This window comes from Bosea vaviloviae, assembly GCF_001741865.1.
GTDB lineage: Bacteria > Pseudomonadota > Alphaproteobacteria > Rhizobiales > Beijerinckiaceae > Allobosea > Allobosea vaviloviae.
The window spans coordinates 6,053,441-6,078,628 of sequence record NZ_CP017147.1 but is presented as its reverse complement, the minus strand read 5'-3'; the positions used below and the strand labels follow the sequence as shown (position 1 = coordinate 6,078,628).

General features: G+C 65.9%; 28 protein-coding genes. 8 read left to right on the top strand and 20 right to left on the bottom strand.

The window, feature by feature from the left end; translation table 11 throughout:
- Nucleotides 1-79: 79 nt before the first annotated feature.
- Nucleotides 80-1,078 (bottom strand): NAD(P)H-quinone oxidoreductase, encoded by a 999-nt coding sequence (locus BHK69_RS28185; protein WP_069692999.1) that lies wholly within the window; start codon nucleotides 1,076-1,078, stop codon nucleotides 80-82.
- A gap of 195 nt (nucleotides 1,079-1,273) precedes the next feature.
- Between BHK69_RS28185 and BHK69_RS28180 the strand changes: the two genes are divergently transcribed.
- A complete protein-coding gene (locus BHK69_RS28180) occupies nucleotides 1,274-1,474 on the top strand; it encodes a DUF1192 domain-containing protein (RefSeq protein ID WP_069692998.1) in 201 nt (66 codons plus the stop codon).
- A gap of 293 nt (nucleotides 1,475-1,767) precedes the next feature.
- Nucleotides 1,768-2,298, top strand: a complete 531-nt coding sequence (gene rcdA / locus BHK69_RS28175) for a protease adaptor protein RcdA (RefSeq protein WP_342029740.1) — start codon at nucleotides 1,768-1,770, stop codon at nucleotides 2,296-2,298.
- Between the two features lie 336 nt (nucleotides 2,299-2,634).
- Here rcdA and rpmE read toward each other — a convergent pair whose 3' ends face one another.
- The gene (gene rpmE, locus BHK69_RS28170; RefSeq protein ID WP_069692997.1) at nucleotides 2,635-2,868 is read right to left on the bottom strand and encodes a 50S ribosomal protein L31; all 234 of its coding nucleotides are present in this window, start codon (nucleotides 2,866-2,868) and stop codon (nucleotides 2,635-2,637) included.
- Between the two features lie 134 nt (nucleotides 2,869-3,002).
- Here rpmE and BHK69_RS28165 point away from each other — a divergent pair, with 134 nt between their 5' ends.
- Nucleotides 3,003-4,799 carry an ABC transporter transmembrane domain-containing protein gene (locus BHK69_RS28165; RefSeq protein WP_083269727.1) on the top strand — a complete coding sequence of 599 codons (1,797 nt, stop codon included), beginning with the start codon at nucleotides 3,003-3,005 and terminating at the stop codon, nucleotides 4,797-4,799.
- A 110-nt stretch (nucleotides 4,800-4,909) separates the two neighbouring features.
- Here BHK69_RS28165 and BHK69_RS28160 read toward each other — a convergent pair whose 3' ends face one another.
- Entirely contained in the window at nucleotides 4,910-5,776 is an 867-nt protein-coding gene (locus BHK69_RS28160) for an urea carboxylase-associated family protein (RefSeq protein WP_069692996.1), read from the bottom strand.
- Between the two features lie 42 nt (nucleotides 5,777-5,818).
- Complete coding sequence (locus BHK69_RS28155) at nucleotides 5,819-6,496, bottom strand: cyclase family protein (protein ID WP_069692995.1); 678 nt, start codon at nucleotides 6,494-6,496, stop codon at nucleotides 5,819-5,821.
- A 107-nt stretch (nucleotides 6,497-6,603) separates the two neighbouring features.
- On the opposite strand from BHK69_RS28155, the gene BHK69_RS28150 reads away from it, so the two are divergent.
- A complete protein-coding gene (locus BHK69_RS28150) occupies nucleotides 6,604-7,467 on the top strand; it encodes a LysR substrate-binding domain-containing protein (RefSeq protein WP_069692994.1) in 864 nt (287 codons plus the stop codon).
- Between the two features lie 337 nt (nucleotides 7,468-7,804).
- Here BHK69_RS28150 and BHK69_RS28145 read toward each other — a convergent pair whose 3' ends face one another.
- From BHK69_RS28145 to BHK69_RS28110, 8 genes are all read right to left on the bottom strand, one after another.
- Nucleotides 7,805-8,821 carry a peptidoglycan -binding protein gene (locus tag BHK69_RS28145; protein ID WP_069692993.1) on the bottom strand — a complete coding sequence of 339 codons (1,017 nt, stop codon included), beginning with the start codon at nucleotides 8,819-8,821 and terminating at the stop codon, nucleotides 7,805-7,807.
- A gap of 55 nt (nucleotides 8,822-8,876) precedes the next feature.
- Nucleotides 8,877-9,845, bottom strand: a complete 969-nt coding sequence (locus BHK69_RS28140; RefSeq protein ID WP_069694031.1) for a flagellar motor protein MotA — start codon at nucleotides 9,843-9,845, stop codon at nucleotides 8,877-8,879.
- A 132-nt stretch (nucleotides 9,846-9,977) separates the two neighbouring features.
- Entirely contained in the window at nucleotides 9,978-10,766 is a 789-nt protein-coding gene (locus BHK69_RS28135; protein ID WP_069692992.1) for an inositol monophosphatase family protein, read from the bottom strand.
- 154 nt (nucleotides 10,767-10,920) lie between these two features.
- Nucleotides 10,921-11,856, bottom strand: coding sequence for a tetratricopeptide repeat protein (locus BHK69_RS28130; protein WP_069692991.1), 936 nt, complete (start codon nucleotides 11,854-11,856; stop codon nucleotides 10,921-10,923).
- A complete protein-coding gene (locus tag BHK69_RS28125; RefSeq protein WP_069692990.1) occupies nucleotides 11,853-12,506 on the bottom strand; it encodes a thiamine phosphate synthase in 654 nt (217 codons plus the stop codon). Before BHK69_RS28125 ends, BHK69_RS28130 begins: the two co-directional genes overlap by 4 nt.
- Nucleotides 12,503-13,657, bottom strand: a complete 1,155-nt coding sequence (locus BHK69_RS28120; RefSeq protein WP_069692989.1) for a benzoate/H(+) symporter BenE family transporter — start codon at nucleotides 13,655-13,657, stop codon at nucleotides 12,503-12,505. Before BHK69_RS28120 ends, BHK69_RS28125 begins: the two co-directional genes overlap by 4 nt.
- Nucleotides 13,658-14,067: 410 nt before the next feature.
- The gene (locus tag BHK69_RS28115) at nucleotides 14,068-14,388 is read right to left on the bottom strand and encodes an EthD family reductase (RefSeq protein WP_069692988.1); all 321 of its coding nucleotides are present in this window, start codon (nucleotides 14,386-14,388) and stop codon (nucleotides 14,068-14,070) included.
- Nucleotides 14,385-15,098 carry a GntR family transcriptional regulator gene (locus BHK69_RS28110; RefSeq protein WP_069692987.1) on the bottom strand — a complete coding sequence of 238 codons (714 nt, stop codon included), beginning with the start codon at nucleotides 15,096-15,098 and terminating at the stop codon, nucleotides 14,385-14,387. The genes BHK69_RS28115 and BHK69_RS28110 overlap by 4 nt, the downstream gene beginning before the upstream one ends.
- Before the next feature lie 87 nt (nucleotides 15,099-15,185).
- Here BHK69_RS28110 and BHK69_RS28105 point away from each other — a divergent pair, with 87 nt between their 5' ends.
- The 4 genes from BHK69_RS28105 (at nucleotide 15,186) to BHK69_RS28090 (ending at nucleotide 19,086) form a co-directional block, all read left to right on the top strand.
- Nucleotides 15,186-16,094 (top strand): fumarylacetoacetate hydrolase family protein, encoded by a 909-nt coding sequence (locus BHK69_RS28105; protein ID WP_069692986.1) that lies wholly within the window; start codon nucleotides 15,186-15,188, stop codon nucleotides 16,092-16,094.
- 163 nt (nucleotides 16,095-16,257) lie between these two features.
- Nucleotides 16,258-17,247: a TRAP transporter substrate-binding protein DctP gene (gene dctP / locus BHK69_RS28100; protein WP_069692985.1), complete on the top strand. Its 990-nt coding sequence runs from the start codon at nucleotides 16,258-16,260 to the stop codon at nucleotides 17,245-17,247.
- A gap of 6 nt (nucleotides 17,248-17,253) precedes the next feature.
- On the top strand, nucleotides 17,254-17,772 hold the full coding sequence (locus BHK69_RS28095) for a TRAP transporter small permease (protein ID WP_069692984.1): 519 nt from the start codon (nucleotides 17,254-17,256) through the stop codon (nucleotides 17,770-17,772).
- Between the two features lie 15 nt (nucleotides 17,773-17,787).
- A complete protein-coding gene (locus tag BHK69_RS28090; protein ID WP_069692983.1) occupies nucleotides 17,788-19,086 on the top strand; it encodes a TRAP transporter large permease in 1,299 nt (432 codons plus the stop codon).
- Between the two features lie 76 nt (nucleotides 19,087-19,162).
- Here the strand turns inward: BHK69_RS28090 and BHK69_RS28085 are convergent, their stop codons facing one another.
- The 8 genes from BHK69_RS28085 to gap form a co-directional block, all read right to left on the bottom strand.
- Entirely contained in the window at nucleotides 19,163-19,486 is a 324-nt protein-coding gene (locus BHK69_RS28085; RefSeq protein ID WP_069692982.1) for a low molecular weight protein tyrosine phosphatase family protein, read from the bottom strand.
- A gap of 61 nt (nucleotides 19,487-19,547) precedes the next feature.
- Nucleotides 19,548-20,630: a class II fructose-bisphosphate aldolase gene (gene fba, locus BHK69_RS28080; protein WP_069692981.1), complete on the bottom strand. Its 1,083-nt coding sequence runs from the start codon at nucleotides 20,628-20,630 to the stop codon at nucleotides 19,548-19,550.
- Between the two features lie 170 nt (nucleotides 20,631-20,800).
- Nucleotides 20,801-21,262 (bottom strand): hypothetical protein, encoded by a 462-nt coding sequence (locus BHK69_RS32410; protein WP_148663616.1) that lies wholly within the window; start codon nucleotides 21,260-21,262, stop codon nucleotides 20,801-20,803.
- A gap of 210 nt (nucleotides 21,263-21,472) precedes the next feature.
- Nucleotides 21,473-21,673, bottom strand: coding sequence for a hypothetical protein (locus BHK69_RS28070; RefSeq protein ID WP_148663615.1), 201 nt, complete (start codon nucleotides 21,671-21,673; stop codon nucleotides 21,473-21,475).
- A 78-nt stretch (nucleotides 21,674-21,751) separates the two neighbouring features.
- Nucleotides 21,752-22,945, bottom strand: a complete 1,194-nt coding sequence (locus BHK69_RS28065; protein ID WP_069692978.1) for a phosphoglycerate kinase — start codon at nucleotides 22,943-22,945, stop codon at nucleotides 21,752-21,754.
- Between the two features lie 10 nt (nucleotides 22,946-22,955).
- Nucleotides 22,956-23,525, bottom strand: a complete 570-nt coding sequence (locus BHK69_RS28060) for a putative glycolipid-binding domain-containing protein (RefSeq protein ID WP_069692977.1) — start codon at nucleotides 23,523-23,525, stop codon at nucleotides 22,956-22,958.
- The gene (locus BHK69_RS28055) at nucleotides 23,522-23,980 is read right to left on the bottom strand and encodes a hypothetical protein (RefSeq protein ID WP_069692976.1); all 459 of its coding nucleotides are present in this window, start codon (nucleotides 23,978-23,980) and stop codon (nucleotides 23,522-23,524) included. Before BHK69_RS28055 ends, BHK69_RS28060 begins: the two co-directional genes overlap by 4 nt.
- Before the next feature lie 83 nt (nucleotides 23,981-24,063).
- On the bottom strand, nucleotides 24,064-25,074 hold the full coding sequence (gap, locus tag BHK69_RS28050) for a type I glyceraldehyde-3-phosphate dehydrogenase (RefSeq protein WP_069692975.1): 1,011 nt from the start codon (nucleotides 25,072-25,074) through the stop codon (nucleotides 24,064-24,066).
- Nucleotides 25,075-25,188 lie beyond the last annotated feature (114 nt).

The window sequence follows — 25,188 nt, the reverse complement described above, 5'->3', positions numbered from 1 at the left end:
GGCAAAGCCGGGGCAGGTGTCCATGAAAAGCGTGAGCCGACCCGTCATTGCTTTGCTGTGCTCGCACTGACGATGGGCCTCACACCGTCAGCACGATCTTGCCGATATGGGCGTTGCTTTCCATCAGCGCGTGACCAGCGGCGGCTTCCGCGAGCGGGAAGGTCGCGTGGATCACCGGCTTGCAGCGCCCGGCCTCGATCAGCGGCCAGACCTTGGCCGCGAGCTCGGCTGCGATCCCGGCCTTTTCCGCGATGGTGCGCGGTCGCAGCGTCGAGCCGGTATGGGTCAGGCGCTTCATCATCAGCCTGCGGTAGTCGACCTCCGCCTTGGGACCGTTGAGGAAGGCGATCTGGACGATGCGGCCGCTCTCGGCCGCGGCGTCGTAATTGCGGTTGATGTAGTCGCCGCCGACCATGTCGAGGATGAGATCGACGCCGCGTCCTTTAGTTGCCTCTTTCGAGGCTGTGACGAAATCCTGCTCGCGGTAGTTGATCGCATGGTCGGCGCCGAGATCGCGGCAGGCCTGGCATTTCTCCATGGAGCCTGCGGTCGCCAGCACCGTTGCGCCAAAGGCCTTGGCGAGCTGGATCGCCGTGGTGCCGATGCCCGATGTGCCGCCATGGACCATGAAGCTCTCGCCGGCCTGCAGGCGGCCGCGCTGGAAGACGTTGGTCCAGACGGTGAAATAGGTCTCAGGGATGGCAGCCGCCTCGATCAGCGAAAGTCCGGCCGGCACGGACAGCGCGTTGCTTTCGTGGACCACGGCATACTCGGCATAGCCGCCGCCGGCGACGAGCCCGCAGACCTTGTCGCCGAGCTTGAAGCGGCTGGCGCCCTCGCCGAGCGCAACGACCGTGCCGGCGATCTCAAGGCCGGGAATATCCGAGGCGCCGGGCGGTGGTGCGTATCCGCCCAATCGCTGAAGCACATCGGGACGGTTGATGCCGGCGGCCGCGACCGCGACCAATACCTCGCCGCGCCCTGGCTGCGGCACGGGCCGCTTCCGGGCCTGGAGAACCTCGGGGCCTCCCGGAGCCTCGAAGCCGATTGCGGTCATCGTCTGGGGCAAGGCAGTCATCGGGTTCCGGTCCTGTACGAAAGGGCTGAAGCGAGGGGCTGTGCGGGACGTGTCGGCCCGCGCATCGGGCGAGAGTGGCGTTGCGGGCGCGTAGTGCTTTGATCTTGCATAGGCTTGTTCCGAAAACCGGTTCCCACTTTTCGTAGCCGATGCTCTACTCTGCGCTGCCGTCGAGTTGTCGAATGTGAGGCCACCATGTCGATCTTTCCAGAGGATGACCGTCCGAAGCCAAAATCCGTGCATGAAATCGGGCAGGATCTTTCGATGCTGTCGCTGGCCGAGATCGACCAGCGCGTCGAGGCGCTGAAGGCCGAGATCGAGCGCCTGGCCGAGGCCCGGGCCAAGAAGGATGCTTCGCGCTCGGCGGCCGACGCCTTCTTCCGCAAACCGGATTGAGCCAGCCTTCTGCCCTTGCGTCATTAAGGGTCTCTTAACGATTCCAAAGTATGAATCGCATTGTCCAGTTTGTCTGGATGTCGAGTGGCTCCTGCCCACTCTGTTTGACGCCTCCCTGTTGACCTTCGAGCCGCCTGAGGGCGGCTCTTTTTTGGGCTGCATTAGCCCGTTAAGGTTAACCCAATCTTACCGCAGCCCTGATCGCGCTTCGGCGCTATCCTTGCGGTGTTGTCGGCCTGAAGCGTTGCCGCGTCCCTGACGCAAACGCTGTTGTGCCGAAGGGGGACACCGCGATGAACGATGTGCTGATGCTGGAGCCGCAGGTTGACGATGGCGCGATCTCCTTTGCGCGCGGGTTCGTCAAATCCGACGCCTTCATGCTGCTGTTTCGCGAGGGCATGGGTCTGGTCGAGCAGACGGCATCCTATCTCGACGGCGACGGGCGCGCCGAGTCGGCGGCCTTGCCGCGTGATGTCGCGCTGACCTACGCCACCGAGAGCATGCGCCTGACGACGCGATTGATGCAGATCGCCTCCTGGCTCCTGGTCCAGCGTGCCGTGGCCGAGGGCGAGATGACGGCCGAGCAGGCCCGTGCCGAGAACAACAAGGTCAGGATGTCCGACGCTGCGGGGCAGCCGGCCCATGACGAGGTGGCTCGCTTGCCGCAGGCGCTACGCGACCTGATGGCGCATTCGGTCCGCCTGCAGGAGCGCATCCGCCATCTCGAAGGCCAGATGTCGGGCGCCGGCCTGGCCCGGGAGCAGGCCAATCCGGTGCAGGACCAGCTTGCCAACCTGAAGGCGCGGCTGGGGCTTGGCCGCTAGAGCAATTTTCGATCCAATTGGATCGTTCAATTGCTCTAGGTCTTTGTTTTGACGCGTTTTCTTCACGCGAACAGATGTCCACTTCGCTCGAAAACGCTCTTGCGCAGGATGCGAAAAACTGGGCACCGGTTTTTCGCATTGATCCTGCTCTCGCTCTTAGATGAGAGACGGATTCAGATTTCAGGCGGGATCACTTGGTGATCCCGCCTGAAATCATCCGGCTCTTGGCCGTCTCGCAGGCGCGACCAATCGCCGCCGAAACGCAAAAAGGCCCGGCCGATTTGGCCGGGCCTTTTTGATTGAAATCAGGGGCGATCGGAACCGATCGCCGCCAAATCACTTCTTGCCGAGAGCGCCAAACGCGCCAAAACGCGAGTTGAAGCGCGAAACGCGGCCGCCGCGGTCGAGCATGTGCTGCGTGCCGCCGGTCCAGGCCGGGTGCGTCGTCGGATCGATGTCGAGATTGAGGGTGTCCCCCTCCTTGCCGAGCGTCGAACGGGTGAAGTATTCCGTGCCATTGGTCATGACGACCTTGATGGTGTGGTAGTCGGGATGGATGCCGGTCTTCATGGCGAAATCCTCAATCGATAGAAACGGGCCTGCCTCGATCAGCGGGCATGGATAGTCGGCCCGTCGAATAATTTCGTATGAGCCTGTCTGTGAAGTCGCCAGCGCCATAGCGCAGGCGGGCCGGCAGTGCAAGCATGACAGGACAAAGACGCGTGGCCGAAGCCAATAAAGACGATACCAAACCGAGGCCTGATTTCCGCTCTCTCTCCTCGTTCTGGCCTTATGCGCTGGCCCAGAAGGGCCGGATCGGGCTCGCTTTGCTGGCGTTGGTGGTGGCTTCAGCCGCGACGCTGATTCTGCCGCTGGCCGTGCGTCGTGTCATCGATGTCGGCTTTTCCGGCGGCGAGCAGCGAATGGCCAACAGCTATTTCCTTGTCCTCGTCGGCATCGTCGCGGTCCTGGCGCTGGCGAGCTCGGCGCGCTTCTACCTCGTCATGACGGTGGGCGAGCGCATCGTCGCCGATCTGCGCTCGGACGTCTTCGCGCATCTGACCAAGCTCGAGCCCGCCTTCTTCGATTCGAGCCGGGCGGGCGATCTCGTCTCGCGGCTCACCGCCGATACGACGCAGATCAAGTCGACCTTCGGCTCCACGGCCTCGATTGCGCTGCGCAATGGAATCATGGTCATCGGCGCGCTCGGCCTGATGATCTTCACCAGCCCGCAGCTCTCGGCCATCGTCATCGCCGCGATCCCGGTCATCGTCCTGCCGCTGGTGTTGTCGGGCCGCTCGGTGCGCCGGCGCGCGCGGGCGGCGCAGGACCGGCTCGCCGACGCCTCGGCCTTCGCCTCGGAAGCGGTCGGTGCGATCCGCACCATGCAATCCTTCGGGGCGTCGCAGCAGACGGCGGCGCGTTTCGCGGTGGCCTCGGACGATGCCTTTGGCGCCTCGCGCTCGGCCACCGCCTCGCGCGCGCTGCTCTCGGGCGTCGCGATCTTCCTGATCAGCGCCAGCGTGGTCTGGGTCTTGTGGACCGGCGCGACCGAGGTTTTCGAGGGCCGCATGACCGGCGGGCGGCTGTCGCAGTTCATCCTCTATGCGGTGATGGCGGCAAGCTCGCTCGGCCAGCTCTCGGAGGTCTATGGCGAGATCTCGGCTGCTGCCGGCGCCGCCGGGCGCCTCGGCGAAATCCTGGCGATGAAGCCCGCCATTGCCGCCCCGCCGAATCCGCGGCCGATGCCGCAGCCTTCGCGTGGCGAGCTCTCCTTCGAGCAGGTCTCCTTTGCCTATCCCGGCCGCAGCCTGTCCGCGTTGCATGCGCTCAGCTTCAAGGTCCGGCCCGGTGAGCGCGTCGCGCTGGTGGGGCCTTCAGGGGCGGGCAAGAGCACGGTGCTGCAATTGGCGCTGCGCTTCTACGATCCCGCCAGCGGCAGCGTCGTCGTCGATGGCGTCACCGGGCCGGAGGCCGATCCCGAGGATTGGCGCCAGCGCTTCGCCCTGGTGCCGCAGGAGCCGACGGTGTTCGGCGTCTCCGTTGCCGACAACATCGCCTATGGCCGGCCCGAAGCGAGCCGCGCCGAGGTTGAGAACGCAGCCCGGCTCGCCGCTGCGGACGGCTTCATCCGCAGCCTGCCGCAGGGCTACGACACCATCGTCGGCGAGCGCGGCGTCACGCTTTCGGGAGGCCAGCGCCAGCGCCTGGCGATCGCGCGCGCGGTGCTGAAGGACGCGCCGATCCTGCTGCTCGACGAGGCGACGAGCGCACTCGATTCCGAGAGCGAGCGGGCAGTGCAGGATGCGCTCGACCGATTGATGCAGGGCCGCACCACCCTGGTCGTCGCCCATCGCCTCGCCACCATCCTCTCGGCCGACCGCATCCTGGTGATGGATGAGGGGCGCGTCGTGGAGGATGGGACGCATGCCGAGCTCAAGGCGCGCGGCGGGCTCTATGCGCGGCTTGCGGCGCTGCAGTTCGGGCTGGAGGCGGCGTAGCGGCGCTCGCTCCCGTCATTGCGAGCGAAGCGAAGCAATCCAGTGTCGTAGAGCGCTACACCCCTGGATTGCTTCCTTGGCTTCGCCTCCTCGCAATGACGGAAAGAGCCTCAACCCTTCTCGCCATGGCTGCGCGGATAGGCGTTGCGCTCCGGCGGCGTCCAGCCGGTGAGCAGCGCGGATTCGGTCGCGAAGATCTCGACCTTGAGCGGGTAGCAGGCAGCCTCGTCGCTCGAATGGCTCGCGCTGCAATCGCCGCCGGGGCAGGCCGAGAGCGCGCCGATGAGGTCGATCTCGGCGAAGAACTCGATGTAGTCACCCGGGCGGACCGGGCTCGCCTTCATGAAATACTGGTGCGTGTCGCGGGTGAAGCCGGTGCACATGAAGACGTTGAGCACATCGTGGACATGCTGCTCGACCTCGCGTGCCGGGACGCCCTTGGCGGCGCCAAGCGCGCGGGCGAGGTTCGAATGGCAGCAATGATGATAGTCGCCGCCGCTCAGGAGCCGGTTGGTGTAGGGGTCGCAGCGCGTGCCGATGACGTCGTGGATGCCGCCGCCATCTTCGTCCCAGCCATACCAGCCGAGCGTATCATGCGTGATCGTCGCCATCGGCCGCAATGAGGGCAGGGTGCTCCAGAGCCGGTCGCCCGTGTTGAGATGGGTCGCGTGCAGGGCCCGCGTCTTGCCGCTGAAGAAGCGCTCGGAGAGATCGTCGGCGTTCCAGAGATTGAGGTCGCCGACCTGCGGGCCCTCGATGCTGGTGATGCGGAAGAAATGGCCCTTGGGCACGTGGAAGGCGCGCCCGTCGCGGGGCGGAACGATGACCTCGTCGAGCTTGGTCAGGCTTTGCCGCGCCGCCTGCAGCATCGCCATGTCGACGCTTGGCAAGGTCGCATTGGGATAGACCACCACGGCGGGCTTGCTGCGCCGCTCGGCGGCATCGGCCGGGGCTGCTGTCGTCTTTGCGTCCTGCATGGTCCCAATCCGTGAAGATGGCATGTTTCGTTCCCACCCGCGTCAAGCTGTTTCGGCGAAGGCCCTGATCGTCATGGCGGCCGCGCCGACCGCCTTGATCGGAATGGCGAAGAAGCGAAAGCCTGATGCCGGTAAGCGATCGAGATGGCGCAGATTCTCGACGATGAGGATATCCTGGCCGAGCAGGATCGAGTGGGCCGGCCGCGCTGGATCGTGACGGGTGTCGACATTGGTTGTGTCGACCCCGAGCAGGCGCGCGCCGCGGGCGCGAAGCGCTTCGATCACATCCGCGTCGATGAAGGGATAGTCGTCATAGGCCGGCTTTCCCCAATGGGCGTCCCAGCCGAAGCGGATCAGCACGGCGAGGCCCGAGAGGTCGGCGGGCAGGTCGATGCGGCTAAGTCCGATGCGCTCGCCAGGGCGTGCTGCGGCGACGCTGACGCACAGCCCCGGCAGCACGAGCTCGTCAAGGCTCAAGGCCGCAATGTCGCGGCGCTCCTTCCAGCGGTGCCGCGGCGCGTCGAGATAGGTGCCGATCGAGGTCTGGAAAAACACCTCGGTGATCTCGAAGCTGGCCTTGCCGTCATAGAACGGTGCGGAGGCCTCATGCGTCACGAAGGGCCTGATCGCGGCGGTGAACTGCTTGACCTCGCCGTCGCGCCGCAGCGAGAAGCCGGGCATGCCGTCGGCAAAGTCATGGCTGAGGTCGACCAGAGGCATCGCGGCGAGGTTCCGGATTCAGGGAAGGCCAAGTAAGGCTAACTGGAACACCAGAGCAATCTTCGTTTTTCTTGTGCTAAGGGCAAGTCAGGCTTAGTCTAAACGGCATGAGATATCCTCCCCTTGGCGGCTTGCGCGCCTTCGAGGCGGCTGCCCGCCATGAAAGCTTCGCGGCGGCCGCGGCCGAGCTGAACCTGACGGCGGCTGCCGTCAGCCAGCATGTGCGTGCGCTCGAGCTGTGGCTGGGCGTCCCACTGTTCCTGCGTCATCCGCGCGGCGTGGCGCTGACAGCTGCCGGGCGGGATTTCGGCGCCGCCGTCTCGCATGGGCTGATGCATATCGCGCTCGCGGCAGGGCAGATCGCCGCGAAGACGCGCCGGACCCTGGTCAGCCTGGCCTGCCTGCCCTCGGTCACGACACGCTGGCTGATTCCGCGGCTGCCGCTGTTCCGGGCAGCTTATCCGGATATCCAGCTCAATCTGGTCTATGCGCTCGATGCGCGCAGTCCGGCCCAGGCCGGCGTCGATCTGCTGATCCAGCACGGCGTCAGGCCTGACGCTGCGGCGATTGCGATCCTCAGCGCGGCCACGCGCCCGACCTGCTCGCCCGAATTCCTGGCCCGGCACGGCCCTTTTGCGGCTGCGCGCGACCTGCTGGCCACCGAGCTGCTCCATGACGAGACCCAGTCCGCCTGGGGGCGCTGGTTCGCCGCCGCCGGGCTGAACGCACCGATCGGGGGCGGGCCGATCTTTGCTGACTTCAACCTCCTGGTCGCCTCGGTCATCGCCGGGCAGGGCATCGGGTTGTGCCCGACCTCGCTCATCGCCGATGAGCTCCAGCGCGGCAGCCTGACGACGCTGTTCGAGCAGCCCTCGGACGAGGACAAGCAGTACTGGCTGCTGGAGGCGGGCGGCCTGTCGCCTGAGGCCGCGATCCTGCGCGATTGGCTCGTTGCCATGAGCCGAGGCTGAGTGACCCCGTTTCCTGAAGGCCGCGACACTTCTTCCCTTCTCCCGGATGGGGAAGGTGGCGCGGAGCGCCGGATGAGGGTGTGCCGCCCAATCAGAGAGCACAGCGGCTCCGCCGAACCCCAACAATCAGCGGCACACCCTCATCCCTGCCCTTCTCCCATCCGGGAGAAGGGTTCCCTGCGCCCTTTCGCTGCAGCCGAGCCACATTCTCCCGCCACGGGAGAAGGGCGCGCGCCCCTTTCTGAAAAGTGCAGGAGCCGTGCCGGAGAACTCTCTCCAGCAAGGAGAGAGGCCAGAACTAGGGGAACAAGGCATATCGGCGGCGAGGAGGAAGGTCTCAGCGCTCGGTGATCTTGAACTCGATGCGCCGGTTGCGGCGCCAGGCCTCGTCGTTGTTGGCAACGTCAAGCGGCTGGAATTCGCCGAAGCCGGTCGCGGCGATGCGGTCGTTGGGAAGGCCGCGCGTGATCAGGTACTCGACCACCGCCACCGCGCGCGCGGTCGAGAGGCTCCAGTTCGATGGGAATTGCGGCGATCGGATCGGACGGTTGTCGGTATGGCCGTCGACGCGCAGGATCCAGGGAATATCCGGGGGCATCTCGCGGCCGAGATCGACCAGGATCGCGGCGAGCTTGTCGAGTTCGCCGCGACCTTCCGGCTTGAGCACGGCCTGGCCGGCGTCGAAGAAGACCTCGGACTGGAAGACGAAGCGGTCGCCGACGACGCGGATGTCGGGCCGCGTGCCGAGCACCTGACGCAGGCGGCCGAAGAAGTCGGAGCGGTAGCGCGCCAGTTCCTGCACGCGCTGGGCCAGCGCCACGTTCAGCCTGGAGCCGAGCTCGGAGATGCGCGCCTGCGATTCCTTGTCCTTGGTCTCGGAGGCGTTGAGCGCCTGCTCCAGCGCCGCGAGCTGGCGGCGCATCGCCAGAATCTGCTGGTTGACCAGATCGACCGTCGCCTGGGCGCGGGCCGAGAGCTGTTTCTCGCTCTCGAGCGCCTTCTGGGTTTCGGAGAGCTGGGCCGGCGCGTCGCTGGCTTGCGCATTGAGCAGGCCCTGGACACGGCTGCGTTCGCCCTGCTCGCGCGTGAGCGTCGACTGCAACAGGCTCAGGTTTTCCTGCGCCTGCCGGTTCGAGGAGCGCTCCAGCGCGAGCAGATCGGTCAGTTCCGAGATCTGGCGGTTGAGGCGGTCGAGCGCGGTGTCCTTGCCGGTCAGCTCCTGCGACAGGAAGAACTGGCCAAGTACGAAGACCGAGAGCAGGAAGACGATGCCGATCAGCATCGTCGAGAGCGCATCGACGAAGCCGGGCCAGAAATTGATGTCGTCGCGGCGGTGGGAGCGGGAAAGGGCCATGCTTAGCGGCTCCTGCGGATCAGGGCGTTGTTCCGAGCGTATCGTGTCGGCGCGCTCATGGCTCCGTGACGTGGTCGGCGGTCAATCTCTCGATCAGGCGCTTCATGTCCTTCTCGCGCGAGGCCTGCGCCTCGACCCAGTCGCGAATGAGCTGCTGCTCCGCGCGCATATGCTGGACGAGACCCTGGATGCCCTCGGCGAGGTTGGAGAGCGCCTGGGTCGCGGCGCGGTTGTTGGCTCCGCTCTCGGCCATGGCCGCGCTGAGCTTGTCGAAGCGGTCGTTCAGCGCGTCGCCGGCGAAGGGCTGGGAGGTGGTGATCGACGTGGCGCTGGCGGTGCGTGTGCCGAGCCAGCTCTCGATCTCGTTGCGGAAGCGGCGCTGGGCCTGGGCGACCTGCAATTCCAGGAAGCCGAGGATCAGCGAGCCGGCGATGCCGAAGAGCGATGAGGAGAAGGACAGGCCCATGCCGGCGAGCGGGGCGGCGAGGCCGGCCTTGAGCTCGTCGAAGAGCACGCCGGCTTCCGCGCCGGTGCGCAGCGACTTGATGACGGAGCCGACGGAGGAGACCGTGTCGAGCAGGCCCCAGAAGGTGCCGAGCAGGCCGAGGAAGACGAGCAGCCCGGCGAGATAGCGCAGGACCTCGCGGCCGTCATCGAGCCTGACCGCGATCGATTCCAGAACGGTCGAGGCTTGGGCGGGGGCGAGGCTGCCGCGATCGAGCTGAGGCAGCACGCCGCTGAGCGGGGCGATGACCTGATGACGCCGGACCTCCGCCTGCAGCGGAGCGGCGGCGAGGCGGGTGGCGGCGCGGGCCTCGCTGTAAAGCCGCCAGAGCTCGCGCAGCGCGATCAGCACACCGACGAAGAGCGAGCCGAGGATCAGGCCGTTCAGGCCGGGATTGGTCATGAAGGCGGTGGTGAGACCGCCTTGCAGGATGTAGCCGAGGAAGCCGATCAGCGCGAGAAACAGGAGCGCGCGGACGACATAGCGCAACGGACGCGAAAAGCGGGTCTCCTCCCGCATCGTTGCGACCGTGATCTGCTCGGCCGCTATGCCCTCATCCGCCATGCTTCGTCTTCCGTTCAGGTCTTGCCGCCTGCGGGACTGTCGCCTCCAGCGCCGCCGGGATCAAGCGTGAAAGAGCAAAGATATATGTCAGCCTGCCGACTTGAGCGCGGCGCGCAGTGACTGTTCGCCGACTTCATTGCCGCAGATGATGTCTTTGGCGCTGGTCGGCTGCTTGCCGTCGAGCGTGCCGAAGGTGCCGCCGGCTTCGCGGATCATCACGGCTCCGGCCGCGAAATCCCAGGTGTTGAGGCCTCGTTCCCAATAGGCGTCCATGCGGCCTGCCGCGACATAGGCGATGTCGAGCGCGGCCGAGCCCATGCGCCGGACATTGGCGAAGCGCGTCATCACCGCGCCCAGCTCGTGCAGGAAGAGCGGGTGCCCGCCCTTGCCGATATGGGGCACGCCCATGCCGATCAGCATCTCGGCGGGCTCGCGGCGGCCCGAGACGCGCATGCGGCGGTTGTTGACATAGGCGCCCTTGCCCTTCTCGGCGATGAAGAGCTCGTCCTTGGCGGCGTCATAGACCACGCCGGCGATGAACTGGTTGTCGCGCTCGAGTGCGACCGAGATGTTCCAGTGCGGGATGCCGCGCAGGAAGTTGTGGGTGCCGTCGAGCGGGTCGATGTGCCAGCGGTTGCTCTCGTCGGTGCCCTGGACGACGCCGCTCTCCTCCATGACGAAGCCGTAGCCGGGGCGGGCCTTCTCCAGCGCGGCGCGGATGATCTCCTCGGCCTTGGTGTCAGCCTTGGAGACGAAATCGCCGGGGCCCTTGGCGAGCACCTGCAAATTCTCGATTTCGCCGAAATCGCGCTTCAGCGAGCGGGACGCCTTCATCACGGCGTCCGTCATCACGGTCATCAGGGGGGAGCGGATCATCGATACCTCAGGGTGCAGCAGTCGAACGGCGGCGTCGCGGCGCCGGTCAAGATGTAAAAGAGCCGGCTGGAACGTCCCGAGCCCTCATCCCGAGGAGCAGCATAGCGGCTCCTCGGGATGAGGGCTGAAGATGTCAGCCTCGAAGTTCAGCCGGTCACTTGCTCGTCTGGCCGGGCGACGTCAAGGCCGCGCCTTCGATCCGGGTCGCGGCGAGCGCCGCGGCGCGGCCCTGCTGCTCGTGACTGAGGCGGTCGAAAAGCTGGTCGAGACCGGCATCGTCCAGCCCCCGGGCGCGGGCGGCGAGGTGCCAGGCTGCGGCCTCGATCGAGTCGGGCGCAATGCCGCGGCCGGACTGGTAAAGCCGCGCCAGCCGGTTCTGGGCGATCGGGTTGCCCTGGTTCGCGGCGCGCAGGAAGAGCTTGGCGGCGGCGGTCTCGTCCTTGGCGACGCCGGTGCCGTTGAACAGCATGATCGCGTATTCGACCTCGCCGGGCACATTGCCGGCCTGGGATGCCTTGGCCATCCATTCGGCGGCCTTGGCCTCGCTCTGGGGCAGGCCGCGGCCCTGCTTGGCGAGGATGCCGAGCGCCATGAGCGCGTCGCCGATACCGGCATTCGCTGCAATCTCCAGGCAAGAGACGGCGCGCTTGTCGTCCTCCTCCTTGCCCGTCGCGAGCAAGGCGAGGGCGAGGTTGTAATTGGCGGCCGGGTGGCCGGCGGCGGCGGCCTTGCGCAGCAGCGTGCCGGCGCGTTCGGGATCGCGCTTGCCGCTGCGCTCGTCGAGGAGGGCGGATGCGAGTGCATAAGCCGCGTTGATGTCGCCGCGCGCGGCTGCGCGGTCATACCATTCGGTTGCGATCCTCTGGCTTTCGGGCACGCCGAGTCCCAGGCGATAGATCTCGCCGAGCAGGGTCATGGCGGCGGCGTCGTTATTGTCGGCCTCGACGCGTTTCAGCGCCTCGTCCAGGGCGCGGCGGTAATGGCCGGCCTGATAGGCGCCGTAAGCCAGATCGGGCTCGGCGGCGCCGGCTGCGGCCGTCGTTCCCAGGAGCAAGCCGGCGAGCACGAGGCCGCGGCAGGTCCGGTTCATCGCGCGGCCTTTCGGGCGGCGTGGGCCGCGATGGCGACATTGGCCTGCGTCACCAGCGCGCGAATGTCGCAGGCTTCGTCGAAGGCCCAGGCGCCGAGCGCGACGAATTCCGCTCCGGTCTCGACCAGGGCTGCAATCGATTCGGCGTCCGGCGCATAGGCGACACAGGGCGTCTCGAAGATCTCGGCCCACCAGGAGGCGCGCTCGATCACCGCGGCCAAGAGCGGCAATGAGCCGTCCGGGCGCGGCTCGCCAAACATCACATAGTCGACGCCCGCCTCGCCGATATCCATGGCGTCGTGGCGCGCGCGCAACGACCCGGCGCCGATGATGCGCTCGTTCTTCAGGCTGGAGCGCGCCTCGGCGACGGCTTCCGGCCCGTTGGTGAGGTGGACACCGTCGGCGCCGCCGCGCGTGGCGACAAGCGCCGGGGCCTCGACGATGAGCGCGACATTGGCCGACTGGACGGGGCCGACGAGGCGTTTGACGCGCTCGATCTTGCTGCGTTCGTCGCCCTCGGACAGGCGCAGCAGCACGGCCGCGACGTCGCCGCCGGCGAAGGCCTGCATCAGGCGGAAGGCCATCGCCTCGGCATCCGCGACAAGCGGGGTGACGAGCATCAGGCGGGTGGGTGTGGGTGCGTTGCTCATGATCGTGCGCGCAAACGGCCCATGAGTGCGTCCAATGTCAAGACGCCAAGCCCGATAACGAGACTCCAGAAGGCCGAACCGACGCCGAACAGCGAGAGGCTCGAGGCCGCGACAGCGAAGGCGAGGACGGCGGCGAAGCGCTCTTTCTCGGAGGACATGGCCTGTCCGAGCGCGCCGGTGAGCGAGCCGGCGAGGCCCAGCCCCGCGACGGTCACGATCAGCGCCTTGGGCATGGCGATGATGAGGGCAAGCAGCAGGCCGGCGCAGGCCGCGATCGCCAGCCAGAGGAAACCGTAGACGACGCCGGCCTTCCAGCGCTGGGCCGGGTCGGGATGAGTGTCGGGGCCGGTGCAGATCGAGGCGCTGATCGCAGCCATGTTGACCATATGGGCGCCGAACGGGGCGGTGAGGAAGGAGGCCAGGCCGGTGACGAAGAGGCTCGCCGTCGTCGGCGGCTGATAGCCTGCCGCGCGCAGGACGGCGAAGCCGGGCAGGTTCTGAGCCGCCATGGTGACGAGATAGAGCGGGACGCCGACGCCGAGCATGGCGGCAATATCGAAGCGCGGCGTGACGAATTCGAGGCCGCTCAGCGACAAAGGCCCGGCGGGCCAGCTGGCAAGGCCGCCCAGGAAGCTCAGGATGAGCCCGGCGCCCAGCGCCGCGATGACGCCGAGGAACGGGTTGATCAACCGCGCCAGCAGGAAGATCGCCAGCAAGGGCAATACGAGCGCGGGGCTCAGCCGCATCTCGTCGAACACCGCGACGACGAAGCGGAAGATCACGCCGGCGAGCATGGCCGCCGCGATCGGCATCGGAATGCGCTCGATCAGCGCGCCGAGCGGGCGGAACGCCGCGGTCAGCATCATCAAGAGGGCCGCGAGCAGGAAGGCGCCGACGGCGGTCGGGAGGTCGAGCCCGCTCGTCGCCGCGATCAGGGCCGCGCCCGGCGTCGACCAGGCGCAGATGATCGGGAGCTTGTGGCGCCAGGACAGCCAGATGCTGGCGAGGCCCTTGGCGATGGCGAGGCCGGCGATCCAGGACACGGTCTGGGCCGGCGTCGCGCCCACGGCCTGGGCTGCCGCAAGCACCACGGCGACGGCCGCCGCGAAACCGACGAAGGCCGCGACCAGCGCGGAGAAGACGATCGACATGGGCGCTCTTGCGACGCTTTCGCGAAAGGGCGACGACGCGCCCGGGCGTTCCCTTCAATCAGAAAAGGGGGAGCGTCGGAAGCCTCGCGGCATCCTGCGGCCATGAAGTGCGCGCGGACCGGGGCCTTTCCGGCGCGTGGCTCCTCAAAGCCTGGCCTGAAATGAACCGAGCGATATCAAGGGCCCCCGATTACTCGCCATCACCCGCGCCGTCATTCCGGACAAGCCGCGATAGCGGCGCAGATCCGGAATCCATCGGAGGCCACCGAACTCTACGATGGATTCCGGACCTCCGCTTCGCTGCGTCCGGAATGACGGCGCGTAGATGATCAAGGCAGAGCCATTGAAATCCTCGGCTTCGTTTCAGGCCTGGCTATCAGGATGAGGCCCGATCAAATTCCTGCTGATGCTCAAGCGTCCTGGCTCATCACCAGATGGTACACGCGGCCCTGGAACAGCGGCATGATCGTGCCGAGTTGCTGCCGCACCTCCTGCCGGATCTCGCTCGCCAGCGCCTGATGCATCGCCTCCAGGCTGTCGAAATGGAGGTCGAAGACGACATAGACCGGCGGCGCGCCGGCCTCCTGCTCGGCCGCCCAGCGCAGCTTGACGTCGCGGATGCCGGGATAGCGTCGGATAGCTGGCAGCACGGTTTCGCGCATCTGACGGTCGAAATGGGCGCGGTCGGCCTCGGGCACCTCGCCCTCGAGAACGGCTGAGCGGATAATCATCGGGACTTCTCCTCGGAGGTGTCCAGGCCGATCTGCAACAGGCGCACGACGCTGGTCTGGGTGGCGTGGAGATGGGCGTCGAGCAGGGTGCAGGCGCGCTCCACCTCTCGCGCCAGCACGGCTTCCATGATGGCGGCGTGCTCGCTGTTGACGTCGCGGACCTCGGCCGGGGCTTCCCGGTGGTGCAACAGGCGGATCTTGCGATAGCGCTCGGAATGGTCGGCGAGCGTGCCCCAGAAGCGCAGCAGCCAGTCCGAACCGCAGGCGGTGACCAGGGCGGCATGGAAGCGCCGGTGACGGTCCTCCCACAAGGTCGCCGCCTCGCGGTCGTCCTGCGAGGCAGGCAGGGGGGTGCGCGAGAGCATGTGCATGGCCGCGACGATCTCGGCCTCCCAGGCGGCGTCGCCGAGCGCGATCGCCTTGGTCAGGCAGAGCCGCTCGATCTCGCGGCGCGTCGCCATCAGATCGGTGAAGGCGCCAAGCGAGGTCTCGGTGACGCGCGCGCCGCGATGCGTCTCGGCCGCGACGAGCCCCTCGGTCGAGAGCCGCATCAGAGCCTCGCGGATCGGCGTCAGGCCGAGCTGGAAGCGGTCCTGCAGGTCGTTGGCGCGCAGGCGCTCGCCCGGCATGAGGTCGCCATGCAGGATCTCGCCGCGCAGGCGCTGATAGGCTCGCTCGGCTTGAGAGCGACTTTCCGTCAGGGTGTCCATCGCCACCGCACATTTCATGTTGACTCGCAGATTTTATAAAATCATCCTGATCTCATAGCAAGGCGGCTTTGAGTGGAGATGACGGCGATGGCGCATGCCGGGTGGGCTCTGACGACGGTCGAGATGGCGAGTGGGCCTGTTGCCTGCCTCGAGGTGGAGGGCAAGCTCTATGCTCTGGAGCCATCGCTGGCGCGGGTCGGGTTTCTCGGGCAGGCCAGCGTCATCGGCCTGTTCGCGGATTGGGGGCGTGCCGAAGGGGCTCTTGCGATAGCCGCCGCCGAGGTCGATCCGGCCGATCTGGTCACGGCCTCGCGCCGTCTCGCGCCGCTGCTCTACCCCGGTAAGATCCTCTGCGCCGGCGCGAATTATTTCGACCATCTCGCCGAGATGGGCATGCCCGGCGCCAAGAAGGAGGAACAGCGGCTGTTCTTCTTCATGAAGCCGCCGCGCAACGCGGTCGTCGGCGAGGGTGCGACGGTGCGCGTGCCGATCGGTACCGAGAAATTCGACTGGGAGATCGAGCTCGCAGCCGTGATCGGCAAGACGGCGCGCAATGTCTCCGTCGAGATCGCGCTGTCGCATGTCGCGGGCTATACGGTCGCGATCGACTTCTCCGCCCGCGACCACAATCGCGCGCCGGAAACCTTCTACAAGCTCGACTGGGTGGCGGGTAAGGCCAACGACACCTGCTGCCCGCTCGGCCCGCGCTTCGTGCCGGCCTCCGCCATCGCCGATCCGCAGAATCTCGGCCTGAAGCTCGCGGTTAATGGCGAGGTGAAGCAGGATGGCCGCTCCAGCGACATGATCTTCTCGCTCGCCGAACAGATCGCGACCGCATCGCGGATCATGACGCTCGACCCCGGCGACCTGATCCTGACCGGGACGCCCGCCGGCGTCGGCGTGCCCAAGGGCACCTTCCTCTCTGTCGGCGACACGGTCGATGCCGAGATCGAGGGTATCGGCAAGCTCAGCGTCGTCATCCAGGCGACGGCCTGAGATGGCGGTCGCGCCCGTCGCCTTCGTGACAGGCGGCGCGTCCGGCATCGGGCGCGCGACCTTGTTCGTGGATGGCGGCAAATCCCTGGGCGGCCTGAGCCTGTGAACCTAAGCCTGTGAGCGAGACGTCCTGATCACAACGCATAATGAGGGGAAAACAGCGATGACGACGCGGCGTGGGATCATGAAAGGCGCACTGGCCGGTGCGCTCATCGGCTATGCGGGACGGGGCGCAGCGCAGGCGCCCGTGCAGATCCGCATCTCAACAGCGGCCCCGCCGAGCGATTTCCTGGCCAAGGCGCTCGACGCGCTGAAGGCTGAGATCGACGGCAGTTCGGCCGGGCTGAACGTCAGCGTCCACACCGCCTCGACCCTGTTCAAGCAGGGTACCGAGGTGCAGGCGCTGCAGCGCGGCAACCTCGAAATGAGCACGATGACCACCTTCGAGGTGGCCCAGCAGGTGCCCGAACTCGGCTTCTTCAACCGCGGCTATCTGTTCAAGGACCATGCCCATCTGCGCCGTGTCTTCGACGGGCGGATGGGCGAGGAGTACCGCAAGACCGTGTCCGAGAAGATGGGCATCGAGATCCTCGCGACGCATTATCTTGGCACGCGGCAGGTCTCCCTGCGCGCGAAGCGCAATGTGAAGGGGCCGGCGGACCTCGCTGGGACCAAGCTGCGCATGCCGGCGGGGCCGGAATGGCTGCTGCTCGGCCGGACGCTGGGGGTGAGCCCGCTGCCGCTCGGCATGCCCGAGGTCTATCTCGCGCTCAAGACCGGTACGGTCGACGGCCAGGAGAACCCGCTCTCGATCTTCAACGCCGCAAAACTCTACGAGGTGAGCGAGCAGGTCGTGCTGACCTCGCATATGCTGCAGCCGGTGTTCTTCGCCATTGCCAAACCGGTTTGGGCCAAGCTCTCGGCGGCGCAGCAGGCGTCCCTGCAGGCAGCGGCGCGCAAGGCCGCCAAGGCGGGCGATGATGGCCGCCTCGCCGACGAGGCCAGCATCATCGATGCGCTCAAGGGCAGGGGCCTGAGCGTCGACGCGATCGATCTCGCGCCGTTCCGCGAGGGGGCCGACAAGGCCTATTCCGGGGCCGATGCGACCAAGGCCTGGGACATGGCCTGGCTCAAGCGCGTCACCGAGGCCTGAGGCGCCATGCAGACGGTTGCGGCGGTGGAGACGCAAGGCGAGAGCGCAACCGGCTGGGGCGCGCGGCTGCGCCGCTTCGCGACCGCCGTCCCGGCGCTGATGTTTGCGCTCGTCTTCCTGATCTTCAACTACAAGATCATCACCCGCTATCTCGAACATGACGAGGCAGCCTGGGCCGACGAGGTCTCGGTGATCCTGTTCATCTGGATCATCTTCTGGGCCAATGCCTTCGTCGTGCGCGACAGGGAGCAGATCACCTTCGATCTGGTCTATCGCCCGCTGCCGGAGCGCTGGAAACGCGTCATGGCGCTGGCGCGGCTCGTCTTCGTCGGCGGCATTTTCGTCTGGGCGCTGCCGGGATCGCTCGACTACATCGCCTTCCTCTGGCGCGAGCGCACGCCGGTGCTGAACCTGCGGCTCGACCTGATCTATTCCTGCTTCGGCCTCTTCCTCATCGCCGTGGTGGCGCGCTCGGCCTGGCAGATCGTCAAGCTGCTCGGGCCGCGCTGGCGTTCGCATATCTGACGGGAAACGGGACGCATGTCCGACGGGTTGTGGGTTTTGATGGGCGTCTTCACGGCCGCCGCGGTGCTCGGCGCGCCGCTCGGCCTGTCCATGCTGGCGGCGGGCTTCGCCTATATGATCTCGACGCATCAGGATGTCGGGCTCGTCGTCGACCAGACGATGAACGGGCTCTACAATTCCTATCTGCTGATCGCGGTGCCGCTGTTCATCTTCGTCGCCAATGTGATGAATGCGAGCGGGGTGATCGAGCGCCTGCTGCGCTTCGGCTCGGCGATGGTCGGGCATCTGCCGGGCGGGCTCGCGCAGGTGAATGTCGTCTCAAACCTGATCTTTTCCGGCATGAGCGGCTCAGCCGTCGCCGACGCCTCGGGGCCGGGCCTGATCGTGGCGCGGATGATGACCAAAAACGGCCGCTACCCCCGCGGCTTCGCTGCGGCGACATCGGTCGTCTCGGCGACGCTGGGGCCGCTGATGCCAACCTCGATCCCGATGATCTTCTATGCGCTGATCGCCAATGCCTCGGTCGGCGCGATGTTCCTGGGCGGGCTCGTGCCGGCCGGGATGATGGCGCTGGCGCTGATGGGCGTGATCGCAATCATTTCCCGCCGCCGCAATTTCCCGCGCGAGGAGAAGGTGTCCTGGGGCGCGATGCCGGCGGTCTTCGGCCGGGCGCTGGCGCCGCTCGCACTGCCCGGCATCCTGCTCGGACTGATCTATTCCGGCGTCACCACGCCAACGGAAGCGGCTGCGATCGCGGCGAGCTATGCGCTGATCCTGGCCTTCGTCGTCTATCGCACGCTGAAGCCAGCGCAGTTGCTGGTCGTGATGGGCGACACGGTGAAGGCGACCGCGATGATCGCGCTGATCATGGCCGGCGCCTTCGTCTTCAACTATGCGGTCGCCAATGAGGGCGTGCCGAAGCTGATCCAGTCGACCCTGCTTGCCTGGAACCTCTCGGCGACGCAGTTCCTGCTGATCGTCGACCTGCTGATGCTGCTGCTCGCGATCGTGCTCGACGAGGTCACGATCCTGCTCGTCATCGTGCCGTTGATCGTGCCGGTGGCGCAGGGCCTAGGCATCGATCTCGTGCATTTCGGCATCGTCGTGGTGCTCAACATGATGGTCGGGCTGACACTGCCGCCGCATGGGCTGCTGCTCTTCGTCATGGCTGGGCTCACCGGCACGCCGCTCTCGGAGATCTTCCGGGAGGTCCCGCCCTTCATCGTCGCGATGCTGGCGATCGTGCTCGCGGTGACGTTCTTTCCGGAGATCGCGCTGTGGCTGCCCAGGACGGCCGGGCTGATCAAGTCGTAGAGGATCGATCCGCCGGACCAATGCAATGGCCGGTCTGTGCAGGAAACGCTGAAGCAGCGCCCCAATTCTGGACGTCTCACGGCAGGTGACGGGAGACTTTGCTTTCCAGCAGCCGGACAAGGGCCGGATCCATGAAAGCGTAGTTGTCCGGGATATCGAGGCAAATGAGGCGGGCCGATTTCATATGCCTGCCGAAGCGCTGCCGCAGCTTGGTGCCGTGAACGCGCTCCATGACGAAGATCACGTCGGCCCAGGCGGCCAGCTCAGCCGTCACGGGCACATCTGCATCGTGGTTCGTCCCAGCCGACGCGACTTCAATGTCGCGTCGCGTCGAGAAGACCTGCTCGGCCGTCGGGCTGCGCAGGCGATTCCGACTGCAGACGAAAAGGACCTTCTTCACGAGAAGGTCCGGAGACAGCCGATCAGGGCGGAGCGACGCTCCGCCCTGTGGTCCAGGACGTTCACGCCGCCTTCGGCTTGCCGAAGGTCGGGTCGAGCTCGCCCTTGGCGTAGCGCTTGGCCATTTCGGCGGTGGTCGCGATGCGCTTGATCTTGCTTGCCTGGCCGGCGGTGTTGAACTCCTTCAGCCGCAGCGTGCAGAGCTTGGTCATCGCCTCCATGGCGGGCTTCAGGTATTTGCGCGGGTCGAACTCGCCGGGATTCTCGGACAGGATCTTCCGGATCTGGCCGGTCATCGCCATGCGGTTGTCGGTGTCGATGTTGATCTTGCGCACGCCGTGCTTGATGCCGCGCTGGATCTCCTCGACCGGCACGCCCCAGGTCTGGGGCATCTTGCCGCCATACTGGTTGATGATGTCCTGGAGGTCCTGCGGAACGCTGGACGAGCCATGCATGACGAGATGCATGTTCGGCAGCTTCTTGTGGATCTCCTCGATGACATGCATCGCCAGGATCGCGCCGTCGGGCTTGCGGGTGAACTTGTAGGCGCCGTGCGAGGTGCCCATGGCGATGGCGAGCGCATCGACCTTGGTCTCGGCGACGAATTTCACCGCTTCCTCGGGGTTGGTCAGGAGCTGGTCATGGCTGAGCTTGCCCTCGAAGCCGTGACCGTCCTCCTTCTCGCCTTCGCCCGATTCCAGCGAGCCGAGCACGCCGAGCTCACCCTCGACCGAGATGCCGCCGAGATGGGCCATTTCGGTCACGGTCTTGGTCACGCCGACATTGTAGTCCCAGTCGCCGGGCGTCTTGCCGTCGGCCTTGAGCGAGCCGTCCATCATCACCGAGGTGAAGCCGGCCTGGATCGCGGTCATGCAGGTCGCCGGCTCATTGCCGTGGTCGAGATGCACGCAGACCGGGATATGCGGATAGATCTCGGTTACGGCATCCATCATGTGCTTGAGCATGATGTCGTTGGCGTAGGAGCGGGCGCCGCGCGAGGCCTGGATGATGACGGGGGCGTCGGTGGCATCCGCCGCCGCCATGATGGCCAGGGCCTGCTCCATGTTGTTGATGTTGAAGGCGGGCACGCCGTAATCATGTTCGGCGGCGTGATCGAGCAACTGGCGGAGCGTAATACGGGCCACGGAGGTCCTCCCGGTGCGGTTTCAAGGGCTGGGGAGGATTTAGAGCGGATAGGCGGCGGACGCAAAGCGAAAGCGGCGCGTAGCGTGAATGTGGGCCAGCACCTGCGCTTCCAGCACGGTTACGTACTCCTCCGAGATTCGCCTGCTTCATACTTGCGACCTGAGCGCGCTTATCGCCGAGCCATGTCGATCCAGGACCGCGCTATTCTTCGCTTACGCCGTTCCCGATGCACCAAGCCGTTCTTGATGGTGAAAATGCGCTCTATCTCATAAAGGCCGAAGGCAAACCCGCTCGGATACCTCTCTCCGAGACCAATGATAAAGTCACCAGTGAACCAATTAGCAAAAACGGGAAATTTGCTGGAGCCGGACAACGCGAGAACCTCGGCTTTCAACTCTTTCGGAGCGTCAATCCATTGAAGCCCTGATGGAACTCTCAGCTTCCATAGCAGAAGTTCTCCGTCCACGATTCTCCATGATGCAATATACCCTCGCCAACAACTGGTCATCCAAGTATCGCAGAAATCGCGAGCGTCGATTAAATGTGCATCTAATAAAGGATCTAAAGCAGGTGTTATGACAGGGTAGACTTTTTGACCTTCATTAAATCGATCATTGGCCTGAATTGTCACGACATCTCCCCGCTTGCCGTCTGATGAGGTCAACAAGATTTATCAGATTCAAGGTGAAATCGCTATGCAGCCTGCGCCTGCCCTCAAGTCGATTGTTTGATTCCAGGTTTCGGCAATGCACCTTTCTCGCACGAGGGGGAGGCGCCACGGCGCAGATTCCTCCACGGCGCGTGGTCAGGCGTGCTGGTGCTTCAGCGCGTTCACCCGCTCCTAAAGCTTGACGATCCGATTGATTTCGAGCTGGTTGAGCCGATCTTCATAGGCGCCTGCGGTGCCGCGCATCATCGCCAGCATGGCGGCGCTGATGCGCCGTTCCTGCTTCTGGATCGTCTCGATGCGATCCAGCCGATCCGCCATCTCCCGCCTGAAAGAGGCGAGGTCTTCCTGAATTTTCATCAGGATCTGCGGCATCGCATCCTTGATGTTCTCGCTCATGACGAGAACATAGCATAAACACCGGCTGCCGCAAGGGCAGTCGGTAGGTGTCGCTCACGTCGTCCGCAGGGCTTCGACGCCTGGCAAGTCCTTGCCTTCCATCCACTCCAGGAAGGCGCCGCCCGCTGTCGAGATGTAGGTCAAATCGTCGGCGACGCCGGCATGGTTCATGGCCGCGACGGTGTCGCCGCCGCCGGCGACGGCGACGAGCTGGCCGGCCTTGACGCGCTTGGCGGCGGCCTTGGCGACGGTGACGGTGGCGGTGTCGAAGGGCGGCAGTTCGAAGGCGCCAAAAGGCCCGTTCCAGACCAGCGTCTTGACCTGGTCGAGCTTGAGCACGACCTCGGCGACGCTCAAGGGGCCGGCGTCCAAAATCATCTCGTCGGGCTCGACCTCGCCGATCTGGATGACGCGATGGCCGGGATGGGCCTTGAATTCGCGCGCGACCAGCGCATCGACTGGCAGCATGATCTCGCAGCCGGCGGCCTTGGCCTTGGCCTCGATCTCGCGGGCGGTGGCGACGAGGTCATGCTCGCAGAGCGACTTGCCGACATTGATGCCGCGTGCGGCGAGGAAGGTGTTGGCCATGCCGCCGCCGATGACGAGCACCTCGACCTTCTTGACCAGGTTGCCGAGCAGATCGAGCTTGGTCGAGACTTTCGCACCGCCGACGATGGCCATTACCGGGCGGGCAGGATTGTCGAGCCCGGAAGAGAGAGCCTCGAGCTCGGCCTGCATGGAGCGGCCGGCGAAGGCTGGCAGGACATGGGCGAGGCCCTCGGTCGAGGCATGGGCGCGGTGCGCCGCCGAAAAGGCGTCGTTGACGAAGAGGTCGCCATTGGCAGCGAGCGCCTGGACGAAGGCGGGGTCGTTCTTCTCGTCGCCGGCGTGGAAGCGGGTGTTCTCCAGCAACAGGACCTCGCCGTTCTTCGCCGCCGAGACGGCCTTGGCGACGTCCTCGCCGATGCAATCCTCGACGAAGGTGACGGGCTGGCCCAGCGCATGGGCGAGCGCCACAGCGACAGGCTTCAGGCTGTCCTTGGCGTCACGGCCCTTGGGGCGGCCGAAATGGGCGAGCAGGATGACCTTGCCGCCCTTGCCGGAGATCTCGCGGATCGTTGGCAGTACGCGCTCGATGCGCGTCGCGTCCGTGATCTTGCCGTTCTCCATCGGCACGTTGAGATCGACGCGAACAAGCGCGCGCTTGCCGGCGAGATCGGCATGATTGAGGGTGCGGAAGGCAGTCATCGCGCTCTCTTCAAAGACGTTGGAACAGGGTGGGATAATCCATGACGAGGCCATCCTCGTCGACGGGCAGATCGGCTGTGAAACTGCGGTCGGCTGCTTTGTAGCGAAACAGACGCGGGTCAAGGCAGGTATAGATCTGAGCATCTACCGAGGGCTCGAATGTGTCGAAGGACACATACAGCATCGTGAAGCTGCGCTCGGTTCCCATTTGCCAGGCCGTGCGGCGGATTGGCAGCGTATTCGTGAAGGGCGTTCCAGCCAGGTCTATGTCGATACAGCCGTCGAAGTCAGGTAGATGGCCGCGCCGGCTGTCGTACCAAGCGCCATCACGCCGTGTCATCTCGAGGCCGCGGCCATCGGTCGTGGAGACCGCGAAGGATCGCACTGAGAAATCGAGATCGCAGGCGATCCGGTAAGTCACCCCGTAAGGCGTACCGCCGCGCGCGCCGATCACGACCGCTTCGGCATAAACGGCCTCAGCTGTCGCGGAAACCGTCAGATGTTCCAGCCCTTCCTCGCCCAGCCCCTGCCAGCGGACGCTGCGTCGCGCTTGGAGGCATTGGACGGGCCGAAAGCTCATCGCGACAGCAAGCCTCCAAACAGGCCCGGCACGCCGAATTTGAGCACGAGCACGGTGAGCAGCACCGTCAGCACCGCGGTGGCGAGGCCGGTGACGAACAGCGCACCGAAGCGCGGCGTCGCATCGACGCGCTGGCGCAGGGCAGCGACCTCGTCGCGGATGCTGGCGAAATCCAGGGTCGCGGCGGCGCTGTCGACCTTATGGGCGCTGCGCTCCAGCGAGGCTTCGGCGCGGGTCAGTACGGCCTCGTAGCGGGCGAACTTCTCCTCGATGCGCGCTGCCTTCTCCTCGATCCGGGAGAGCTGGTCGAGCCCGCGCGGCTCGCTTGCGGGCGTCTCCGCGACCGGCATCGCGCTACCGACGACGTAAGGCGTGCCAAGGGACGGCGCCGGCGCGAGGATGGTCGGCTGGGCGGCGCTGGCCGGTGCTGCGACGGTCGGCTCGATCTTGGCCATGGGGGGTCCGTTCATGCGAGGAAAACAGGCGAGGAAAACAGGGAAGGCCGCGCCCAGATGGGCGCGGCATCGCTCGGGTTGGATCAGAGCAGCTTGGCCATGGCGACGGCGGTGTCGCTCATGCGGTTCGAGAAGCCCCATTCATTGTCGTACCAGGACATCACGCTGACGAACTTGTCGTCCATGACCTTGGTCTGGTCGAGCGCGAAGGTCGACGAGGCCGGATCGTGGTTGAAGTCGATCGAGACATTGGGCTGGTCGGTGACGGCCAGGATGCCCTTGAGCGGCCCGCGTTTGCTGGCCTTCAGGATCGCCTCGTTGATCTTCTCGACCGTGGTCTTGCGCTTCGAGATGAACTTGAAGTCGACCATCGAGACGTTCGGGCAGGGAACGCGCACCGACACGCCATCGAGCCGGCCCTTGAGCTCGGGGATAACGAGGCCGATCGCCTTGGCGGCGCCGGTCGAGGTCGGGATCATCGACATGGCGGCGGCGCGGCCGCGATAGAGATCCTTGTGCATCGTATCCAGCGTCGGCTGGTCGCCGGTATAGGCATGGATCGTGGTCATGAAGCCCTTGTCGATGCCGACAGCGTCATGCAGCACGCGCACCAGCGGAGCCAGGCAGTTCGTGGTGCAGGACGCGTTCGAGACGATGATGTGGTCCTTGGTCAGCTCATGATGGTTCACGCCGTAGACCACGGTCAGATCGGCGCCGTCGCACGGCGCCGAGACCAGCACGCGCTTGGCGCCGGCGGCGAGATGCGCCGAAGCCTTGTCCTTCGTCGTGAAGATGCCGGTGCATTCGAAGGCGATGTCGACGCCGAGCGCTTTGTGCGGCAGGTCCTTGGGATCGCGGATCGCGGTGACCTTGATCGGCCCGCGGCCGACATCGATCGTGTCGCCCGAGACGGTCACGGTGCCGGGGAAGCGGCCATGGACCGAGTCGAAGCGGAAGAGATGGGCGTTGGTCTCGACAGGGCCGAGATCGTTGATCGCCACGACCTCGATATCCTTGCGCTTCGACTCGATGATCGCGCGCAGGACGTTGCGTCCGATGCGGCCGAAGCCGTTGATCGCCACCTTGACCGTCATCTCAATCCTCTCCTTCGCCGGGTTTCGGCGCCTTGGGCCGTCATACACGCGGGCAAATCGGCCAAACGATGACCGAACGCAAGGCCCATTGCGGGAATATCTGCCCTGTTTCGC

What these genes read in the sequence shown, in the direction of transcription:
- BHK69_RS28165 (WP_083269727.1), top strand. Translation starts at nt 3,003, where the DNA reads ATGACAGGACAAAGACGCGTGGCCGAAGCCAATAAAGACGATACCAAA.
- BHK69_RS28070 (WP_148663615.1), bottom strand. Translation starts at nt 21,673, where the DNA reads ATGCCGCAGATCCTGATGAAAATTCAGGAAGACCTCGCCTCTTTCAGG.
- rcdA (WP_342029740.1), top strand. Translation starts at nt 1,768, where the DNA reads ATGAACGATGTGCTGATGCTGGAGCCGCAGGTTGACGATGGCGCGATC.
- BHK69_RS28125 (WP_069692990.1), bottom strand. Translation starts at nt 12,506, where the DNA reads ATGAGCAACGCACCCACACCCACCCGCCTGATGCTCGTCACCCCGCTT.
- BHK69_RS28110 (WP_069692987.1), bottom strand. Translation starts at nt 15,098, where the DNA reads ATGGACACCCTGACGGAAAGTCGCTCTCAAGCCGAGCGAGCCTATCAG.
- BHK69_RS28060 (WP_069692977.1), bottom strand. Translation starts at nt 23,525, where the DNA reads ATGAGCTTTCGGCCCGTCCAATGCCTCCAAGCGCGACGCAGCGTCCGC.
- BHK69_RS28130 (WP_069692991.1), bottom strand. Translation starts at nt 11,856, where the DNA reads ATGAACCGGACCTGCCGCGGCCTCGTGCTCGCCGGCTTGCTCCTGGGA.
- BHK69_RS28115 (WP_069692988.1), bottom strand. Translation starts at nt 14,388, where the DNA reads ATGATTATCCGCTCAGCCGTTCTCGAGGGCGAGGTGCCCGAGGCCGAC.
- BHK69_RS28180 (WP_069692998.1), top strand. Translation starts at nt 1,274, where the DNA reads ATGTCGATCTTTCCAGAGGATGACCGTCCGAAGCCAAAATCCGTGCAT.
- BHK69_RS28155 (WP_069692995.1), bottom strand. Translation starts at nt 6,496, where the DNA reads ATGCCTCTGGTCGACCTCAGCCATGACTTTGCCGACGGCATGCCCGGC.
- gap (WP_069692975.1), bottom strand. Translation starts at nt 25,074, where the DNA reads ATGACGGTCAAGGTGGCGATCAACGGCTTCGGCCGCATCGGACGCAAC.
- BHK69_RS28055 (WP_069692976.1), bottom strand. Translation starts at nt 23,980, where the DNA reads ATGGCCAAGATCGAGCCGACCGTCGCAGCACCGGCCAGCGCCGCCCAG.
- BHK69_RS28150 (WP_069692994.1), top strand. Translation starts at nt 6,604, where the DNA reads ATGAGATATCCTCCCCTTGGCGGCTTGCGCGCCTTCGAGGCGGCTGCC.
- BHK69_RS28160 (WP_069692996.1), bottom strand. Translation starts at nt 5,776, where the DNA reads ATGCAGGACGCAAAGACGACAGCAGCCCCGGCCGATGCCGCCGAGCGG.
- BHK69_RS28090 (WP_069692983.1), top strand. Translation starts at nt 17,788, where the DNA reads ATGTCCGACGGGTTGTGGGTTTTGATGGGCGTCTTCACGGCCGCCGCG.
- BHK69_RS28185 (WP_069692999.1), bottom strand. Translation starts at nt 1,078, where the DNA reads ATGACTGCCTTGCCCCAGACGATGACCGCAATCGGCTTCGAGGCTCCG.
- BHK69_RS28095 (WP_069692984.1), top strand. Translation starts at nt 17,254, where the DNA reads ATGCAGACGGTTGCGGCGGTGGAGACGCAAGGCGAGAGCGCAACCGGC.
- BHK69_RS28065 (WP_069692978.1), bottom strand. Translation starts at nt 22,945, where the DNA reads ATGACTGCCTTCCGCACCCTCAATCATGCCGATCTCGCCGGCAAGCGC.
- dctP (WP_069692985.1), top strand. Translation starts at nt 16,258, where the DNA reads ATGACGACGCGGCGTGGGATCATGAAAGGCGCACTGGCCGGTGCGCTC.
- BHK69_RS28135 (WP_069692992.1), bottom strand. Translation starts at nt 10,766, where the DNA reads ATGATCCGCTCCCCCCTGATGACCGTGATGACGGACGCCGTGATGAAG.
- BHK69_RS28145 (WP_069692993.1), bottom strand. Translation starts at nt 8,821, where the DNA reads ATGGCCCTTTCCCGCTCCCACCGCCGCGACGACATCAATTTCTGGCCC.
- BHK69_RS28140 (WP_069694031.1), bottom strand. Translation starts at nt 9,845, where the DNA reads ATGCGGGAGGAGACCCGCTTTTCGCGTCCGTTGCGCTATGTCGTCCGC.
- rpmE (WP_069692997.1), bottom strand. Translation starts at nt 2,868, where the DNA reads ATGAAGACCGGCATCCATCCCGACTACCACACCATCAAGGTCGTCATG.
- BHK69_RS28120 (WP_069692989.1), bottom strand. Translation starts at nt 13,657, where the DNA reads ATGTCGATCGTCTTCTCCGCGCTGGTCGCGGCCTTCGTCGGTTTCGCG.
- BHK69_RS28105 (WP_069692986.1), top strand. Translation starts at nt 15,186, where the DNA reads ATGGCGCATGCCGGGTGGGCTCTGACGACGGTCGAGATGGCGAGTGGG.